Here is a 17,518-nt window from a genome sequence, read left to right as displayed (position 1 = left end):
CGTCACCGTCACCGTCACCGTCACCGTCACCGTCACCGTCACCGTCACCGTCACCGTCACCGAAGTGAACACCCCCGTGGCGCGGGGTGTTCCAGGCCGCCGGGACGGGCTCCACCGTCGCTCTAGCCGGGTCGGCCACGCTGGTCCCCCTCCACAGGACCGTAGTAGCCGGAAGGGGAGTGCCCTCCGTGGCAACCGCTGAGATCCGTACCGACGTACCGCAGTTCCTGCCGGTGGCCGGCCACCACGCCCCCGCCCCCTTCTACCTCACCGCGGACATGTTCGGCGGAGTGCCGATCCAGCTCGCGGGCGGGCCGATCGACCACCTGGTGGGCCGACCCGTCGCCGACCCGCACCGGCACGAGGTCGCCGAGATCTACTTCCTCGTCTCGCCCAACCCGGGCGGGGCCCGCATCGAGGTGACCGTCGACGGCGAGACGCAGCAGTTGTCGTCCCCGGCCCTGCTGCACGTCCCGGCCGGCGCGGAGCACCGCTTCCTCACCCTGGAGGCGGAGCCCGGCAGTTACTGCTTCGGCATCCTGCTGGGAGACTCCGCATGACGATCGCCGCTCCGCGTACGGGTCCGGCCCGGCTGCACCTGAGCGAGAACGCCCACGGTGCCAGCCCGCTGGCGCTGCTGGCCGCGCGGGAGGCCCTCGACCCGGCGGCCGTCTACCCCGACCCGGCCCGTTCCGTGCCCGCGAGGGCCATCGCCGAGCGGCTCGGCGTCGGGGAGCACCAGGTCGCCGTCGCCAACGGCAGCGACGAGTTGGTGCTGCTGTCCGCGCTCGTGCTCGGCGACCACGACCGCCCCGGCATCACCACGGCCGGCACCTTCCCCGGCTACCGCGTCTGCCTGACCGCCGTGGGGCGCGACTGCGAGGAGATCCCGCTGGACGGCGTCCACGTGGACGTGGACGCCGTCGCCGCCGCGATGGAGTGGGCGGGCATCGTCTACATCTGTCACCCGCACAACCCGTCCGGGGCCGTCCTGGACCGCGACCGCATGGATCTGCTGGTCGAGCGGGCGGCCGTCACCGGCACTCCTCTGGTGGTCGACGAGGCGTACCTGGAGTTCGCCCCGGCCGGCACCCCGCAGCTGCGCGACTACCTGGGCAGCGGTGCCCCGCTGCTGTCGCTGCGGACGTTCTCCAAGGCGTACGGGCTGGCCGCGCTGCGGATCGGCTACGCCGTGGGCAGCGCGGAACTCGTCGCCCGGCTGCACAAGGTGCAGGGCACCATGCCGTTCAGTACCAACGCCGTCGCCCAGGCCGCCGCCGTCGCCGCGCTCGCGGACCGCGACCACCTGGACGAGGTGCGTCGCCAGAACGCGCTGCAACGTGCCTGGTTCCGCAGCGAGTTGGCGAACCGAGGGCGGCAGTCACTGTCCTCTGCGACGAACTTCGTGGCCGTTCCCGTCTCCGATTCGGCAGCCGCCGAGCGGTTGTTGGCGCAGGATCATGACATCCTCGTCCGCGATGCCGGACGTTTCGGTTTCGCCGGACATCTGCGGGTGTCCCTCGGCCCCGCCAAGGACCTGGTGCGGCTGATGGACGCCCTCGATCTGATCGACCCCGTCCGCTGACGGGCCGTACACCCCCCTTCAGGAGAACTTGTGACCCACGCAGTCATCGTCAACGACCGGCAGCAGTACGCCCTGTGGCCGAACGGCACCGGTCTGCCCGAAGGCTGGCAGGCCACCGGCTGGACCGGCGGCGAGCAGGCCTGTCTGGACCGGATCGCCGAGCTGTGGAAGGACGGCCGGCCCGCCCCGGTGCGCCGGGCCGTCGCCGAGGACGCCGCCCGGCCCGCCGTGCAGCTGCTGGTCGCCCCGCGGCTGTGGCTGCGCGAGGTGCTGCCCGAGGAGGCCGGACAGATCACCGAGGGCGGCACCGCCGGGCTCGAATGGCTGGGCGGCGCGCCCAGTGCGGAGACCCGGATCGCGGCGAAGATGCTCACCCGTGCCGCCGATGCCGGGGTGCACGTGCCCGGCTGGGGCATGTACCTGCTGCTGCGCGCGCAGGACGCCCGGGTGGTCGGCGCGATGGGCTTCCACGGCCCGCCGTCCGACGGCTCCGCGGAGATCGGCTTCGATCTCAACGAGGAGGCCAGGGGCCTGGGTTACGCCACCGAGGCACTGGGCGAACTCGCCGCCTGGTCGTTGCGGCAGGACGGGGTCGACACGGTCGTCGCCACGACCACCGAGGACAACGTCGCGTCGCAGCGCGTCATGGAACGCGCGGGCTTCGAGCTGCTGCCCGAGCGCGATCCGGAAGGTCTGTTCGTCTACCGGCTCACCCGCTGACCGGCTGTCCGCCGGTCCGCCAGAGGAATTCCGAGGAACAAGGTGTCCCGTTCACTCCGTGCCGAGGCGGCCCCCGCGGACATTGCCGCCGAATCTCTCCCGCAGCCCTACGCGTACCGCCGCCACGAGGCGGTGGAACCGGACTGGCGTCGCTTTCCCGGGTGGCGTGATGTCACCGAGCGGGAGTGGTGCGACCCCCAGTGGCAGCGCGCGCACTGCGTCAAGGGGGTCCGGGAGCTGCGCGCGGTGGCGGGCCCCGGCCTCGACGACGCGTTCTACGACGACGTCGAGGCCGACCAGCGCACCCACGCGACGATGCCGGTCCTGCTGCCGCCGCACGTCCTGAACACGATCGCGCCACACACCGGGGTGGAGACGGCCGCCTGGTACGAGGACCCGGTGCGCCGCTACATGCTGCCGGTCGCATCCGACCGGCACCCGTTGTGGCCGAGCCACCCGCTCGCCTCCCGCGACTCGCTGCACGAGGCGGAGATGTGGGCGGTGGAGGGGCTGACCCACCGGTATCCGACCAAGGTGCTCGCCGAGTTGGTGAGCACCTGCCCGCAGTACTGCGGGCACTGCACCCGGATGGACCTCGTCGGGACGTCCACGCCGCAGGTCACCAAGTACCGTTTCGTGCTGCGCCCCGCCGACCGGCTGGACCGCATGATCGAGTACCTGCGGGCCACCCCGACGGTGCGCGACGTCGTCGTCTCGGGCGGCGACGTGGCCAATGTGCCCTGGCCCCGGCTCGCCTCGTTCGTCGGCCGGCTCCTGGAGATCGACTCGGTACGGGACATCCGGCTCGCCAGCAAGGGCCTGGTCGGGCTGCCGCAGCACTGGCTCGCCCCGCCGGTGCTCGACGGGGTCGCGAAGCTGTCCGCGACCGCCCGTGCCCGGGGGGTGTCACTGGCGCTGCACACCCACGCCAACGCCGCCCAGCAGGTCACCCCGCTGGTCGCCCGTGCGTCCCGGGCCCTGCTCGACGCGGGCCTGCGCGACATCCGCAACCAGGGGGTGCTGCTCGACGGGGTCAACGCCACGACCGGTTCGCTGCTCGATCTGTGCTTCGCCCTGCTGGACACCGCCGGGGTCATGCCCTACTACTTCTACCTCTGCGACATGATCCCCGGTGCCGAGCACTGGCGGCTGCCGCTCGCCCGCGCCCAGGAGCTCCAGCGTTCGCTCATGGGGTACCTGCCCGGGTTCGCGACCCCGCGACTGGTCTGCGACGTGCCGTACGTCGGCAAGCGCTGGGTGGACCAGGCGGACGGCTACGACCGGGAGCGCGGCATATCGTCCTGGACGAAGAACTACCGCACGACCGTCGACCACGACGACCCGGCGGCGCTCGACCGGGTGCACCACTACTACGACCCGGTGCACACCCTGCCCCAGCAGGGGCGGGCGTGGTGGACGAGCGCGCAGGCCCTGATCGGCGGGGCGTCGTGAGCACCGCGCCGGTGGACACGTCCCGGGCACTGGGGCTGCACCGGGTGCGCGAGCCGCTGGGGGTGCTGCCGCAGGCCGCCGTCCGGCTCGACACCGATCCGCGCCCGGCCCCCGACGAGGTGCGCATCGACGTCACCTGTCTGAACCTGGACGCGGCGTCCTTCCGGCAGTTGCGCGAGGCGCACGGCGGGGACGGGGACGCGGTGCGGGCGGCGGTGTGCGCGCTCGTGCGCGACCGGGGCAAGATGCACAACCCGGTGACCGGTTCGGGCGGCATGCTGATCGGCACCGTCGCCGAGGTGGGGCCCGCCTCCCCGCTGGGCCTGCGGCCCGGCGACCGGGTGGCGACCCTGGTGTCGCTGACCCTGACCCCGTTGGAGATCACGGACGGTCTGCGCGACTGGGACGGCCGGAGCGAACGGGTCCCGGCGCGCGGCCACGCCATCCTGTTCGGCCGCTCCGTCGCCGCGATACTGCCGGACGACCTGCCGGACGAACTGGCCCTGTCCGTCCTGGACGTGTGCGGCGCCCCGGCACTGACGGGGCGGCTGGTCTCCTCGTACGCACGGGGCGGCGCCGCTCCCTCGGTGCTGGTGCTCGGGGCCAGCGGCAAGTCGGGTTCCCTGTCGCTCGCCGCCGCCCGCCGCGCCGGGGCCGGCCGGATCGTCGGGGTGGTGCCGGACGCCGCCGAGGAGGCGGCCCTGACCGCGGCCGGTCTCGCGGACGAGGTGGTGCGGGCGGACGCGAGGGACGCCGTCGCCCTGCACGCGCTGCTCGACGGCCGCGGCGGCCCGGCCGATGTGACGGTGGTGTGCACGGACGTGGCGGGGTGCGAGCACGCGGCGATCCTGGCCACCCGCGACGGCGGCACGGTGGCGTTCTTCTCGATGGCGACGTCGTTCAGCACGGCCGCGCTCGGCGCCGAGGGGCTGGGCCGCGACGTCACGATGCTGATCGGCAACGGGTACCAGCCCGGCCACAGCGCCCTGGCCCTCGACCTGGTGCGCGGGGAGCCGGGGGTGCGCGCCCTGTTCGACCGCGTACCGGGAACGACGGGCCGCACGGCCACGAACCGTACGACTGCGGCCGACACCGCCACGAGCCGTACGCCCACGGCCGATGCCGTCACGGGCGACGCCGTCTCGGGCGTCGGCGCCGCCGGGAAGGGAGTGGTCCGATGACCGCCCCCGCACCGCCCGCCCACGGCAAGCTCCACCTCGACCCGGGCGTCGTCGCACGGGCCCGCGCCCTGGCCGCCCGTGCCGGCCGTCCCGTCGTCGACCTCGCCCGTTCCCACACCACCGTGTCCGTCGAGCGGGCCACGCTGCGGCTGGCCGGGCTCGACGGCGCCGACGCCGAGGGCATCCCCTGGGTGAACCGCCTCGTCGACACCGTGGCCGACTCCGTCGGTCTGGAGCACGGCGTCTGCCTGCCGGTCTGGGACGCGCTGCGCACCGGGCCGTACCGCGACCTCACCGAACTGGCGGCGCACGCCGCGGCCCGCACCGTGCCGTTCCGTGTCCCCGAGGGCGCTGACGCCGGGGCCGCCGCCGCGGCGGCCCACCGCGCGGTCGCCCGCGGGCTGGCCGCCATCGACGCCCGGCGCGCCGAACGGGACCGTATGGTTGGCGAGTTGGGTAATCCGCCCGCGCCCTGGATCTACCTGATCGTGGCGACCGGCGACATCTACGAGGACATCCGGCAGGCCCGCGCGGCGGCGCGCGGCGGCGCGGACGTGATCGCGGTGATCCGCTCCACGGGCCAGTCGCTGCTGGACTACGTACCGCAGGGCGCGACCCGGGAGGGTTACGCCGGCACCTACGCCACCCGGGAGAACTTCCGGCTGATGCGGGCCGCGCTCGACGAGGTGTCCGCCGAACTCGGCCGCTACGTACGGCTCACCAACTACGCGTCCGGGCTGTGCATGCCGGAGATCGCGGCGCTGGCCGGGCTCGAACGCCTCGACATGATGCTCAACGACTCGATGTACGGAATCCTCTTCCGCGACATCAACCCGGTGCGCACCTTCGTCGACCAGCGCTTCTCCCGGCAGTTGCACGCCCGCGCGGGCATCCTCATCAACACCGGCGAGGACAACTACCTGACGACCGCCGACGCGGTGGACGCCGCCCACACGGTGACGGCCAGTCAGCTGCTGAACGAGTACTTCGCGAAGGAGGCGGGCCTGCCGGACGGACAGCTCGGGCTCGGGCACGCCTTCGAGATCGACCCGGACCGGCCGGATTCGTTCCGGCTGGAGCTGGCGCACGCGATGCTGGCCCGTGAGCTGTTCCCCGACGCGCCGCTGAAGTGGATGCCGCCGACCCGGCACATGACCGGTGACGTCTTCCGCGGCTACCTCCTCAACGGCTTCTTCAACCTGGCGGGGGCGCTGACCGGGCAGAACATCCTGCTGGTCGGGATGATGACCGAGGCCGTCGTCACCCCGTTCCTGTCCGACCGCGACCTGGCACTGCAGAACGTCCGTTACGTCCTGGGCTCGGCGGGTTCGCTGGCCGAGGACTTCCATCCCGCCCCCGGCGGTTTCATCGCCCGGCGTGCCCACCAGGTGCTCGACGAGGCGGTCGGCCTGCTGGAGCAGCTCTGCGACCGGGGGCTGCTGGACGCCATCGGGCGCGGCACGTTCGGCGGGATGCGGCGCCCGGCGGACGGCGGGCGGGGCGCGGACGGCGTCGTGCCCCGCGCACCCGGCTACCGCAATCCGGCCACCGACCTCCTGGAAGGAACCGAGGCCCGATGAACACCGACCCGTGGACCACCGCGCCCCGGCCCGAGGGCGGGGCAGGCCCGCACAGAGCCCCGCACAGAGCCCCGCACGAGGACCTGTACGACGGCCCGCGCGAAGACCCGTACAAAGGCCCCCACGACAGCCCGCACGACGGCCCGAAGGGCGGCGACACCGTCCGCCCCTACGGCGACACCACCGACGACGGCATGGTGCAGCTGTCCTTCACCCTGCCCCTGCCGCACGGCCCGCGCGCCGAGGGCGCCGCGCTCCAACTGGCCCGCCGCATGGGCATGGAGCGTCCCCTGGTCGTGCACAGCAAGGCGGTCGGCGGCACCGACTTCAGCTTCTTCGTGGTGTACGGGGCCGTGACGCACGCCGTGGATCTCGACCAGGTCGTGGTGGCCGAGCGCGACTATCCGCTGCTGTCCGCCAAGGAGGCCGACGCGGCGGTACGGGACCGGCTCGGCCGCAGGCTCGTGGTGCTGGGCGCCTGCATCGGCACGGACGCGCACACCGTGGGGATCGACGCGATCCTCAACATCAAGGGCTTCGCAGGCGAGAAGGGCCTGGAGTACTACAAGCAGATGCGGGTCCTGAACCTGGGCGCGCAGGTCCCGGTCGGGGAGCTGGTGCGCCGGGCCCGGTCCGAGGGCGCCGACGCCGTCCTGGTCTCGCAGGCCGTCACCCAGCGGGACGCCCACCTCACCAACGTGCGGGAGCTGAGCGCGGAACTGCGGGCCGCGTTCGCCGAGCACGAACGCCCCCTGCTCGTGGTGGGCGGCCCCCGCTTCGACCCGGCCGCCGCGGCGACGCTGGGCGCGGACCGGATCTTCGGCCGCGGCACCACGCCGGGCGACGTCGCCAGTTATCTGGTGCACGCCCTGGTGCCCGCCGCCTCCGCCGTACCGGCCGTACCGACCGTGTCCGCCGTGTCCGCAGCCGTGCTGGAGGACGTCGGATGACCGGCGCCCCGCCACCCGTGTCCCCGACCACCTGGGAGGTCCCGTGAACACCCGCCCCGAGGACGGTCCGGGCGGGCTGCCCGGACTGGACCGACTCGCCGACGACGTCGGCGCCCTGCTGGACGCCATCGGCCGGCCCCCGGGCCGCCCGGCGGAGACCGTCGACCGTCTCGACACCCGGTTCGCCGCGGTGGCCGCCCGCAATGCCGCCCGCACCGCCGTGTCCGACGCCGGGGGCGAGCTGAGCTACCTCGAACTGGACTGGCTCGCCGATGCCGTCGCGCAGCGCCTGGAGGGCCGCACCGGGCCCGGTCGGCTGGTCGCGCTGCGCGTCGCCCGCACCCGGTACGCCCCCGGGGCGGTCCTCGGCATCCTGCGTTCCGGCGCCGCGTACCTGCCCGTCGACCCCGGCTATCCAGTGGCCCGGCAGGAGTACCTGATGGAGGACGGCGGGGTCGAGCTGGTCCTGTCCGACAGCGGTCTGCTGGCGGACGAGACGCCGATCGCCAAGGCGGGCCCGTTCGTCCTGGCGACCCGTGCCGCGTCCGGTGCGGGCCCGGCCCCGGTCGGGCCGAGGGTGCCCGAGGACACCGCGTACGTCATCCACACCTCCGGCTCCACCGGCGCCCCCAAGGGCTGTGTGGTCGGGCACGGCCAGGTGCTGGCCCTGCTGGACGCGGCCGTGCCGCTGCTGGGCACGGGTCCGGACGACGTGTGGACGCTGTTCCACTCGCTGAGCTTCGACTTCAGCGTCTGGGAGCTGTGGGGTCCGCTGCTGTACGGCGGGCACGCCGTCGTCGTCGACCGCGAGACCGCCACGGAGCCCGCCGAGTTCGCCCGGCTGCTCGCGGACCGGGGCGTCACCGTCCTCAACCAGGTGCCCTCCGCCTTCGGCAATCTGATCGTCGAGGCCGCCGCCGAGAAGGTGCGACTGCCCGCGCTGCGCCGGGTCGTCCTCGGCGGGGAGGCGCTGGTGCCCGCCGACGCGAGGCGCTGGTGGGACTCCGGGATCGCCCCGGGGGCCGAGCTGGTCAACATGTACGGGATCACCGAGACCACGGTCCATGTCACGTACTGCCCGCTCACCCCGGCCGTCCTGGAGGGCGCGGTGCCCGGCCGCACCCCGATCGGGCGCCCGCTGCCGCATCTGTCGGTCTCGTTGCGCGATGCCGACGGCCGGCCCGTGCCACCGGGCGAGCGCGGCGAGATGTGGGTCACCGGGAGCGGGGTCGCCCACGGGTACCTGGGGCGCCCGGAACTGACGGAGCGGCGTTTCGTCGACGCGGGCGACTGCTCCGGCCGCCACTACCGCAGCGGGGACTGGGCCGTGGCCGACGAGGACGGGCTGCTGTACTACGCGGGCCGTCAGGACGGCCAGGTCAAGCTGCGCGGTTTCCGCATCGAGCTGGGCGAGATCGAGTCGGCGCTGCGGGCGCTGCCGGGTGTGTCGGGGGCGGCCTGTCTGGTGACGGAGACCCCGCACGGGGACCAGTCGCTCACCGCGTACGTCGTGGCGGACCGGGAGGCCGTTCCGGCGAGCACGGTGCGGTCCGCACTCGCCGCGCGCCTGCCGGCCCACATGGTGCCCCAGGGGGTGCGCCATCTGGACCGGCTGCCGGTGACGCACAACGGCAAACTGGACCGGGCGGCACTGGCCGCGTGACGGGGAGCCCCGTGGCGGATACGCGCCCGGTACGGGGAGCCCGTGCCCGGTGCTGACCCCGTGGCAGGCGCGCACACTGCGCCCGGACCGGTTTCCGGTCCCGCCCGCGCGCATGGGTACGCGCCCGCACCACAGCGTCAACCGGCCAGTGCGACAAGGGCGTTGCCGGACCAGTGCTTGGCGTCGCTGTCGACCCCGTCGTAGCTGTCGGAGTCGGCGGTGGCCGCCACCGCGTAGTCACTCGCGGCCGGGGCCAGGGAGTGCACATCGCACTGCCTGTCCTGGCCCGGGGCGAGTGACAGTTCGCAGCTGTGTCTGCCCCCGACGACCGGCTTGTCGATCCTCGGGTCCGCGCCCTTGTCGAAACGGTACAGCCAGTAGTAGACGGTGATTGTTTGGGCGCGGTTCACCTGGACTCTGACGGTGTACTGAAGGGTGCCGTCGACGGCACGGAAACAGGGCAGCAGCCCGTAGCCGTAGTGGGTCGGATACTTGAAACCGGACCCCTTGCACACCCACTCGCCGACCGGTGAGGTCCTGGGCTTCTGCTTCTCGGGAACGACCGGTCTGGACGGCGGGTCGGCAGAGGGCGAATCGGACGGTGTGGCCGACTTGGTGGAAGACGGCGACGCGGACTTCGAGGCCGACACGGACGCCGATGGCGTGGGAGCGTACGAGCCCGAAGGCGCGCCGGCGGACGGGGTCCGGTGCTCGTTGCCGCGCCCGATGAAATCCCGCAGGAGCACACCGCCTGCCACGGCCACCATCGCGGTGGCCGCGACCGCGCCCAGGACGACACCGCGAGACCGGCGAGGAGGCGAGGCATTGATGATGTTCCCGAACTGCGTGACGTTCGAGACACCTCCGTTGCCTGCGACGTTGCGCTGGGACGGTGGTTCTTCCGCGGTCACGGCTGTGCCGCCCCGCCGTCGCCGACATGGATGTCACCGTGCTGGCTGATGTACTGGACCCCGCCGTTCTGCGCGATGTTGGTCTGCCCCGACGACCGGGAGGCGTCGGGCAGTTGCGCCTGTACCTGCCGGATCAGGGCCGCGAACTCCCGCGCCGCTTCGGGATTGGCCGCGAGCAGAACGCCCAACCGGCTGGCCCAGAGACCTTCGAGCTGCCGCCGCACCTCGTCACGGTCGGCCGGCGGAAGGCTCTCGATCTCCGCCGCGGTGTCGTCGAGCCGGTTCCGGAGTTGCAGACCGCGCTCCTCGCCGTCTCCACCCCTGCCGAACAACCGCATGAAGCCGGTCCGCACCGTCTGCCACACGTCGGTCGATGCGGCGTTGACCAATGCCGCGGCGCCTAACGCCGCCAGCTCCCCCGCTTCTCCCAGCACTGTTCTTCCCTTCTTCCCAGACTGCTGCCCGAGCAATGTCTGCAAGAAAAATAGCGCTCTTGAGGCGTATCCCGCCCCTGCTCAAGGGACTTGGCCCCGAATCCGGCCACAGTACCCCCACCTCGAACGGGGCAGGGAACGCCGAGCCGGACCGTGCCGGGCGGCCTCCGGGGAGGCGGTCCGGCTCAGTGTCCGCCGTCCGGGGTGGCGGGGCGGGACTCGTAGTGCCAGGTGTGGAAGCGGCCGGCCTGTTCGCGCCGCGAGGGGTCGTGGCCCGCCGCCCGTACCCTTGCGACGGCGTACTGCTGTTCGCGGGTGTCGGCGAAGCGCCGTTGGGTGTAGGTGCGGGAGGGGTCGAGGGTGGTGTGCAGACCGTGTGCGGCCAGGGCCTGCTCGATCGGGGCGTAGGAGACGGTCCGCAGCACGAACGCGCTGACCCGGACGGGGCGTTGGGTCTTCTCCAGCAGAGCGGAGAAGGTCCGGGCGGTGATGTAGCTTCCGCCGCCGGTCAGGGTGATGAGGCCGACCTCCGCGAGCGCGCGGCTCAGGCCGGGGCCCGGTGGGTGCTGCTCCAGGTTGTCGGTGAACGCCGAGTCCAGCAGTCCCACCGCCTGCGCGTACGCCGCCGCGGGCGCCGAGACGTCCAGGCCGATGACGGGGACGGCGTCGGGGCGGCGGCGTTCGGCGTAGAACTCCTTGTCCCAGGAGGCGAGTTCCGCCGTCGTCATGGCTCGGGCAGTGGGTGAGGTGTACCGCTCGTACATCTCCGCCAGGGTCACGTCGCAGTTGAGCAGCGCGGCGTTGATGCCGTACGAGCAGCACAGGTCCAGCACGGCCGACGGGCGGGGGCGGCCGTCGTCGAGGGAGGCCCGTTCGGCGGCGGCCTGCCGGAAGACGGGCTGGGCGTGGTGCGGGATCTCGTACTCCAGCGGGGCCAGCCGGGTGAAGTACGCGCGTGGGTCCGGCCGGTCGTAGATGTCGTCGAACCTCGCCTTGCCGCCCCCCGCCGAGCCGGTGAAACCCGCCGAGCCCGCGGAGCCCGCTGAATCCGTGGAACCCGCTGAGCCCGCGAAACCCACTGAATCCGCGGAGCCCGCTAAATCTGCGGAACCGTCGGAGCCTGATGCCGTCGTCATGCCCTACCCCTTCTCACGTTTCTCTCCCGTACCTCTTGCTCTCCATCCTGTGAGGCCCGTTGCGTACGGGGATGTGCGCATGAGGGGCGCACGGGCGCACCCTCCTCCCGGAAATCTGCGGAGACCTTCCGTCGCCGCGTACGAGGCCGACCTGGCCCCGTCACGCCTCCGCCGACCCGGAGCCGATGCCCCGCCGAGTACCGCTCTGCACAAGCACGTTGAGCAACGATCCAGCGACGGGCGACCTACGGCGCCTGCACCGCGGAGGCGGTGGGCGACAACGTCGCACTGTGCCGCGTACGTGTTCCGGTCGCGGCAGGGACGACCCTCCGAACACGCGCCGTGTCCTCTAAATGCCACCCACGGAACTTGACAATTACGCATTACACATTGCCGGTTCGAAATAGAAATCCGGCGCGGATCAATACCGGCGGCACCGTTTCGACACCCCTCTCGACAAGCACAATTCCCGCTGCTACGGTCGCTCGCCAATCAGGCGACCATTCCTTGCCCCCCACCTCAAGGAGGCGCTCATGCGCCGCGGCATTGCCGTTGCTTTGACCATGTTCCTCACCTGTCTGGGGATCACGGTTCCGCTCGGATCCGCACACGCGGCCCCAGGCGCCCCGTTCAAGCTGCCCTATCCCGCAGGATCGGCGTACACGATCACGCAGACGCCCGGCAGCGGCTATTCGCACAACGACGACTACAACCGCCATGCCGTCGACTTCGCCATGCCCACCGGCACTCCGATCGTCGCTTCAGCGGCCGGCACCGTCTACTTCGAGGGGTGGTCGACCGGCGGGGGCATCATGGCGCTGATCGACCACGGCAACAATCGGTGCAGCCAGTACGCCCACCTCAGCTCCACGGTCATCAACACCGGGCAGAGGGTGGCGCAGGGCCAGCTGATCGGCAGGTCCGGAGCCACCGGCAACGCGACCGGCCCGCACCTGCACTGGAACATCGTCCAATGCAGCAGCCAGCTCAGCCGCGAGATACCCAACTCGGTGGAGACCGGCACCAATTACCCCACCGGCTACGCACCGGTGAGCCAGAACCGCCTGCAGACGCTGCGGCCCGACGGTGAGCGGGTGTCCGACTTCAGCGGCGACGGCTACGCCGATGTCCTGGGCGTCAGCTCCGCGGGAGACCTGCTGTACTACCCGCACAACGGTGCCGGCCTGAGCAGCCCCGTGAAGATCGGGCAGGGCTGGGGGACGTTCAAGCACGTCATGGCCGCCGACTGGAGCGGCGACGGCGCTGCGGACGTGCTCGGTGTCAGCTCGGCGGGGAACCTCCTCTACTACCCGAACAACGGCTACAAGCTGACGGCCCCCGCCCAGATCGGGCAGGGCTGGGGCACGTTCAAGCACGTCATGGCCGCCGACTGGAGCGGCGACGGCGCTGCGGACGTCCTGGGCGTCAGCTCCGCGGGAGACCTGCTGTACTACGCGCACAGCGGTACCGGTCTGAGCAGCCCCGTGAAGATCGGGCAGGGCTGGGGGACGTTCAAGCAGGTCATGGCCGCCGATTTCAGTGGTGACGGCAAGGCCGACGTGCTGGGCGTCGACTCCTCGGGGAACCTCCTGTACTACCCGCACAGCGGTACCGGCCTGGGCACCCCCACGAAGATCGGAAACGGCTGGGGCACGTTCAAGCACGTATTCGCCTCCGATTTCAGTGGCGACGGCAAGGCCGACGTGCTGGGCGTCAGCTCCGCGGGAGACCTGCTGTACTACCCGCACAACGGTACCGGCCTGAGCAGCCCCGCGAAGATCGGAAACGGCTGGGGCACGTTCAAGTTCGTCTTCTGATCCCTCTTCCGACTCGCTTCCGACTCGCCTTCTCCCGCCTTCCCGGGGCGGCCTCCGCCCCGGGGAACGGCCGGTTTCACGCGAGGGGACGACTGCGGCGTCGCACGCGAGTCAGGAAGCCGAACAGGACAGCCCCCAGAGCGAGCAGGGCCACTGCCAGGGCCAGGCCGTTTCCGCCCTTCAGTCTGTCGGCCTCGTTCTTGAGGTCGCCCCAGAAGCCCTCCTCTTGGGGCCGGGTCGCGCCGCCGAGCCAGATGGAGCCGTCGGCCGCCGTCACCGCGCGGCCGGCGGAGGCCTGCGCGGACCGGGCGAGCTGCGGATACCGCTCGCTCATCTGCGCCGCGGTGACGGCGGTCAGGCTCACGTTCGTGAGGTCCGCGCCGCCGTACACGTACCGAGAGATCCGGGTGACCCGTCCGTCGCGGGTCTTCCGCGTAATGTCGAATTCCTTGTGGCGATACGAGTGGACGTAGTCGTCGAAGACGTCCTTGGGGCGCCAGTTTCCGTCCAGTTCGGCCGGGCCCAATTCCTTGGAGCCGATCAATTCGTCGAACGAGGTGCGGTGCCCCTGCCGGTGCCGCTCGTGCACCCACTGCGCGACGATCCGCGCCATGTACGCGCGGCGCAGGGGTGCGTACTCCGGTGCGGTGTTGACCGCCTTCACGATTTCGGGCAGAACGAGGGTACGTTCCAGTTTCTCGTTGTGGGCGTCCACGGCGGGATCGGCGCTGCACGACTCCGCGGAGGGGTCGTCGATGTGTTCCGCCTCCGTCTTCACGTCGAGCAGGGCCTTGAGAATGTAGAGCGATCCGCCGTCCTCGCGCACCTCGACCCGACCGGGCACGATCCACATGCGGGAGGAGAAACAGAGGGAGCCGTCCGCGGAAGAGCGAAGCTCCCGCCAGAACCGCTTGCCCGTCTCCGAGTCGGGGTGCAGGATCTTCGCCTCCGTCCGCTTCATCTGCAGGTCGGCTTCGAGCATGACGCGGCCGGCGTTGGTCCGCCCCAGGGCGGAATCGACGATGCGGTCCGGTTCCGTGGGGTTGAGATTGACCCAGAACTTCTGCGGATCGAGTACCAGCCAGGTCCGCAGGTCGGCGCTTGCGTTCTGCATCACCCTCATACCGAGCTCGGTGTCCTGCTGGTAGCCCTTGGGCAGGGATCGTGAGGAGTACGCGTACCGCATTCCGTCCGGGTCGTCGGAGAGGTAACGCATCTCCAACGTGGAGAAATCCACTCCTCCGTAGGCCTCGGGACCAGCAGGAGCGGTCAGGGTCCGGTCGAGACCGCCCGGCTTCGCACCCTTGCCCCCACTGCCACACCCCTCGGCGGCAAGGGGCACGGTCATCGCCATCACGGGACGTCCACCGTCACCGCTCGGCATGGCGGTGCAGGTGGGGTCCGAGGCGCCCTGGCCCGGCAGGGGCTGCTTCGCCTTGGCCTTCTGTTCCTTCCGCTCCCGCCTGAGCTGGGCGAGCGCCGCGCTCGTGATGCCTTTCACCCGGTTCGACGAAGCCGTTCTCTCCTGCTTGGTCTCGTACGGCGTCGCGGAAACAAAATTGTCTTTTTTGTTTTTCTTGCCGTATTCATCGATGTCGACGGTCAGTTTCAGGCAGGCCGCACAGCGCCCTCGGTCCGAGAAACCGCCGACCGCCCTCCCCAGCAACCTCCTGATCGCCTTGTCCCGCAGGCCGAGCCTCGAAAGGACCGCGGTCAGGCTCTTCTGGTAGATGATGGCCTCGGAATGGTGCCGTTTGGGGGCGTTGACCGCAGCGAACTCCAGCAGCGGGCCATTCCCCTGAATGCCCATCTGATCGAAGAGCGCCTCGTTCCCCTCGCGTTTCAACAGCCTGCCGTACCCGATGTAGGCGGCGTCCGTACGGAAGGTTTCCTCTCCGAACTCCCGTGTGATCGTCTCCACGTGCGTGGCCTGAAAACCCGTCAAGTCGAACCAGATGACGGCGAGATTGCGACTGCCGTCCTCCATCTTGAGACGCTCATGTGCCTCGAACCCGGCCCGGCCGATCGGATTTTTCAGGAGTTCGCGAGCGATCTCCGCGAACTCACCCCCGGCTTCGGGCTCCGCGGACTGGCCGATGGCGGGGGCGCCGGACGCCACCGCCGAAGGTGGCGCCAGGCCGGCGCCCAGAACACCGAGGGCCAGCAGGGTGGCGCCGTACCGGCCCATCCGTACGGCGGGGCTACAGCGACGTGTCCGCATCATGTCCGCTCACTCCGTGCTCGTCGGCTGACTGACCTTTCTGTGCCGCGGCAACGAGGCATCGCGCCGCCGGGCACCGAGACTCTGCCGGGCGCCGAGATTCCTGCCGAGCACCGAGCCCCCACCCCCACCGGTCAAGAGTGTTTGCCGGAGTTCCGTTGCTGCCGCTGCCGTGCGAGCAGCCGGTCCACCTCGACCTGGGCGATGGCCCGCGCGAACACCTCGGCGCGGGCGTGCGAGCGGACGCTGTAGGTGACCGTCCTACCGGTGGCCCTGGATTCCGCACGGGCCGCGGCACGTTTCTCGGCATCGACGGCCGCCCAGACCGGGCCTGCCTCCGGGGCCGAGCAGGACTGCTGACCGGACACGGTCTTCCCGGTGACCCGGAGACTCTGCGGCCGACTGGTGCATTCACCGGCTTTCCGACCCTCGATGTCCAGTGTGACCCTCATGCTGACAGTGATCCTGCCTGCGGTGATGCGGGTTGCGGCGTCGGTGGACAGTTCCCCGGTGAAAGCCTGCCTCAGATGGCAACCATTGGCTCTGCACTTCAGGGTTCCGCTTCCTTCCAGAGTGAAGTCGACTTCGGCGTCTTCCGCATTGGTCAGTTGCGCGGTGTCGGCCGCCAGGGTGTCGTACATCCGGTCGGCCTGGGCCTCGGAGACCGGAAAGAGGTTCAGGCCCTCGGAAGCGGGGGCCGCAGGCGGGGCTTCTTCTTTTCCGGTTGGCTGCGCCTGGTCCGGGGACGGCTTCTTGACGGCCGGCTCAAAGCGCAGTACCCGGTACGGCGGTTCCTTGGCCACCAGGAGAGCACCCATCGCCGTGTCGGCCCGTAACGCGGGCACCCCACCCACCGTGAGAGCCGGCAGGTCCGGGTCCTCGGGCGCGGGCAGCCTGGGGAGCGCGTCGAGGGCCTTTGACAGCTGGTCGGCCAGCTTGCCGGGAGCGGGGCGTCGGCCGGATATCGGGCCGAGCAGACTCGAATAGCCACCGGCCTCCCATTTGGCCCACGGCCCGTCTGAGGTCTCGTAACTGTAGGTCCGTCCGCCGACCCTGAGCATCTTCAGGTCTATGCCCAGGTCCGGAATGCTGACGGTGCCGTACTGCTCGCCGTGGGCGGTGACCGTGATGTCCTGCCGCGTCTTCTTGCCGGTGAGCCCGTTGTCCACCTCGGTAGTCGTGTAGCGCATCCCTTGGGCCGTCCCGAGTCTGGACACCGCCCGGTCGAAGGGCTCCCGGTTCCGCTCGGACGACGGCAGGTTCAGCCAGACGATCAGGCCCGCGATCAGCACCAGCGCCAAGCCTGCACAGCCGAACAGCAGAGTTCTCTTCCGAAGAGTTCTCTTCCGACAACCCGGCTGCGCCGACCCCACCACCGCGCTCGGCGGTCCGTCCCCCGGCTGTTGCAGCTCTTCCGTTGTCGGTTCGTCCATGCCGCCCGCCTTCTACGCTCCATGTTTGACACTCAGCGTAGCGTCGGAAGCGGGTTGAGTGATCAGCGGTTTCCAGCCAACAAGGCTGTTGGGGCCGTTGGTTGGCGGCGTGCCTCGCGGCGTCGCCTTCAGTGGGTTCTTCAATAGGTTCCACGGATGCGGCGATCAGCGGACATCGAAGACCTGTCGGGGCTCAACCTGTCGGGGCTCATGCGGGAGGCACTGGGAGCGGGAAGCCGCATTGCCGCGGTGGACCGGTTCCGCGGGTGCTCCTGACGGATGACAGTCGGCGCCGTTGCCCGGGGTGTGGAGGTCGCCGGTGAGTGGGTTCAGTGGTGGTGGGGTCAGTGGTGGTGGGGTCAGTAGCGGTAGTGGTCGGGCTTGTACGGGCCCTCGACCTCGACACCGATGTACGCGGCCTGCTCCGGGCGCAGG

15 protein-coding genes are annotated in these 17,518 nt (G+C 71.0%); 9 read left to right on the top strand and 6 right to left on the bottom strand.

Features of this window, described 5'->3' with window-relative positions; translation table 11 throughout:
- Positions 1 to 188: 188 nt before the first annotated feature.
- Genes ACWCXX_RS21025 through ACWCXX_RS20990 form a run of 8 tightly spaced genes read left to right on the top strand, consistent with a single transcriptional unit; the run spans position 189 to position 9,131 of the window.
- Positions 189 to 560, top strand: a complete 372-nt coding sequence (locus ACWCXX_RS21025) for a cupin domain-containing protein (protein WP_451129338.1) — start codon at positions 189 to 191, stop codon at positions 558 to 560.
- Entirely contained in the window at positions 557 to 1,585 is a 1,029-nt protein-coding gene (locus ACWCXX_RS21020; RefSeq protein ID WP_451129336.1) for a pyridoxal phosphate-dependent aminotransferase, read from the top strand. Before ACWCXX_RS21025 ends, ACWCXX_RS21020 begins: the two co-directional genes overlap by 4 nt.
- Positions 1,586 to 1,615: 30 nt before the next feature.
- A complete protein-coding gene (locus ACWCXX_RS21015) occupies positions 1,616 to 2,305 on the top strand; it encodes a GNAT family N-acetyltransferase (RefSeq protein WP_451129334.1) in 690 nt (229 codons plus the stop codon).
- A 42-nt stretch (positions 2,306 to 2,347) separates the two neighbouring features.
- Complete coding sequence (locus ACWCXX_RS21010) at positions 2,348 to 3,757, top strand: KamA family radical SAM protein (RefSeq protein WP_451129332.1); 1,410 nt, start codon at positions 2,348 to 2,350, stop codon at positions 3,755 to 3,757.
- Entirely contained in the window at positions 3,754 to 4,938 is a 1,185-nt protein-coding gene (gene kdd / locus ACWCXX_RS21005) for an L-erythro-3,5-diaminohexanoate dehydrogenase (RefSeq protein ID WP_451129330.1), read from the top strand. Before ACWCXX_RS21010 ends, kdd begins: the two co-directional genes overlap by 4 nt.
- Positions 4,935 to 6,518, top strand: a complete 1,584-nt coding sequence (kamD, locus tag ACWCXX_RS21000) for a lysine 5,6-aminomutase subunit alpha (protein ID WP_451129328.1) — start codon at positions 4,935 to 4,937, stop codon at positions 6,516 to 6,518. The genes kdd and kamD overlap by 4 nt, the downstream gene beginning before the upstream one ends.
- Positions 6,515 to 7,468, top strand: a complete 954-nt coding sequence (kamE, locus tag ACWCXX_RS20995) for a lysine 5,6-aminomutase subunit beta (RefSeq protein WP_451129326.1) — start codon at positions 6,515 to 6,517, stop codon at positions 7,466 to 7,468. Before kamD ends, kamE begins: the two co-directional genes overlap by 4 nt.
- A 43-nt stretch (positions 7,469 to 7,511) precedes the next feature.
- Positions 7,512 to 9,131 carry an amino acid adenylation domain-containing protein gene (locus ACWCXX_RS20990; protein ID WP_451129324.1) on the top strand — a complete coding sequence of 540 codons (1,620 nt, stop codon included), beginning with the start codon at positions 7,512 to 7,514 and terminating at the stop codon, positions 9,129 to 9,131.
- A 137-nt stretch (positions 9,132 to 9,268) separates the two neighbouring features.
- On the opposite strand, the gene ACWCXX_RS20985 is transcribed toward ACWCXX_RS20990, so the two are convergent.
- The 3 genes from ACWCXX_RS20985 to ACWCXX_RS20975 all read right to left on the bottom strand — a co-directional run bounded on the left by ACWCXX_RS20985 (position 9,269) and on the right by ACWCXX_RS20975 (position 11,612).
- Positions 9,269 to 10,042, bottom strand: a complete 774-nt coding sequence (locus tag ACWCXX_RS20985) for a hypothetical protein (RefSeq protein WP_451129322.1) — start codon at positions 10,040 to 10,042, stop codon at positions 9,269 to 9,271.
- The gene (locus ACWCXX_RS20980) at positions 10,039 to 10,476 is read right to left on the bottom strand and encodes a hypothetical protein (RefSeq protein ID WP_451129320.1); all 438 of its coding nucleotides are present in this window, start codon (positions 10,474 to 10,476) and stop codon (positions 10,039 to 10,041) included. Before ACWCXX_RS20980 ends, ACWCXX_RS20985 begins: the two co-directional genes overlap by 4 nt.
- 185 nt (positions 10,477 to 10,661) lie before the next feature.
- On the bottom strand, positions 10,662 to 11,612 hold the full coding sequence (locus ACWCXX_RS20975; RefSeq protein ID WP_451129319.1) for a hypothetical protein: 951 nt from the start codon (positions 11,610 to 11,612) through the stop codon (positions 10,662 to 10,664).
- 533 nt (positions 11,613 to 12,145) lie between these two features.
- Here ACWCXX_RS20975 and ACWCXX_RS20970 point away from each other — a divergent pair.
- Positions 12,146 to 13,429 (top strand): peptidoglycan DD-metalloendopeptidase family protein, encoded by a 1,284-nt coding sequence (locus ACWCXX_RS20970; protein WP_451129317.1) that lies wholly within the window; start codon positions 12,146 to 12,148, stop codon positions 13,427 to 13,429.
- Positions 13,430 to 13,505: 76 nt separating this feature from the next.
- Here the strand turns inward: ACWCXX_RS20970 and ACWCXX_RS20965 are convergent, their stop codons facing one another.
- The 3 genes from ACWCXX_RS20965 to ACWCXX_RS20955 all read right to left on the bottom strand — a co-directional run.
- Complete coding sequence (locus tag ACWCXX_RS20965) at positions 13,506 to 15,653, bottom strand: hypothetical protein (RefSeq protein WP_451129315.1); 2,148 nt, start codon at positions 15,651 to 15,653, stop codon at positions 13,506 to 13,508.
- A 131-nt stretch (positions 15,654 to 15,784) separates the two neighbouring features.
- Positions 15,785 to 16,951, bottom strand: a complete 1,167-nt coding sequence (locus tag ACWCXX_RS20960; protein WP_451129313.1) for a hypothetical protein — start codon at positions 16,949 to 16,951, stop codon at positions 15,785 to 15,787.
- A 491-nt stretch (positions 16,952 to 17,442) separates the two neighbouring features.
- Positions 17,443 to 17,518: adenosylhomocysteinase (locus tag ACWCXX_RS20955; RefSeq protein WP_351584125.1), on the bottom strand; the 76-nt coding region annotated here is incomplete at its 5' end.

The sequence above is a fragment of the Streptomyces sp. NPDC001732 genome, from assembly GCF_053596315.1.
Note: the sequence above shows the minus strand (reverse complement) of the source record. Positions and strands in the feature narration are given on the sequence as shown.

What these genes read in the sequence shown, in the direction of transcription:
- ACWCXX_RS21020 (WP_451129336.1), top strand. Translation starts at nt 557, where the DNA reads ATGACGATCGCCGCTCCGCGTACGGGTCCGGCCCGGCTGCACCTGAGC.
- kamD (WP_451129328.1), top strand. Translation starts at nt 4,935, where the DNA reads ATGACCGCCCCCGCACCGCCCGCCCACGGCAAGCTCCACCTCGACCCG.
- kamE (WP_451129326.1), top strand. Translation starts at nt 6,515, where the DNA reads ATGAACACCGACCCGTGGACCACCGCGCCCCGGCCCGAGGGCGGGGCA.
- ACWCXX_RS20975 (WP_451129319.1), bottom strand. Translation starts at nt 11,612, where the DNA reads ATGACGACGGCATCAGGCTCCGACGGTTCCGCAGATTTAGCGGGCTCC.
- ACWCXX_RS20970 (WP_451129317.1), top strand. Translation starts at nt 12,146, where the DNA reads ATGCGCCGCGGCATTGCCGTTGCTTTGACCATGTTCCTCACCTGTCTG.
- ACWCXX_RS20965 (WP_451129315.1), bottom strand. Translation starts at nt 15,653, where the DNA reads ATGATGCGGACACGTCGCTGTAGCCCCGCCGTACGGATGGGCCGGTAC.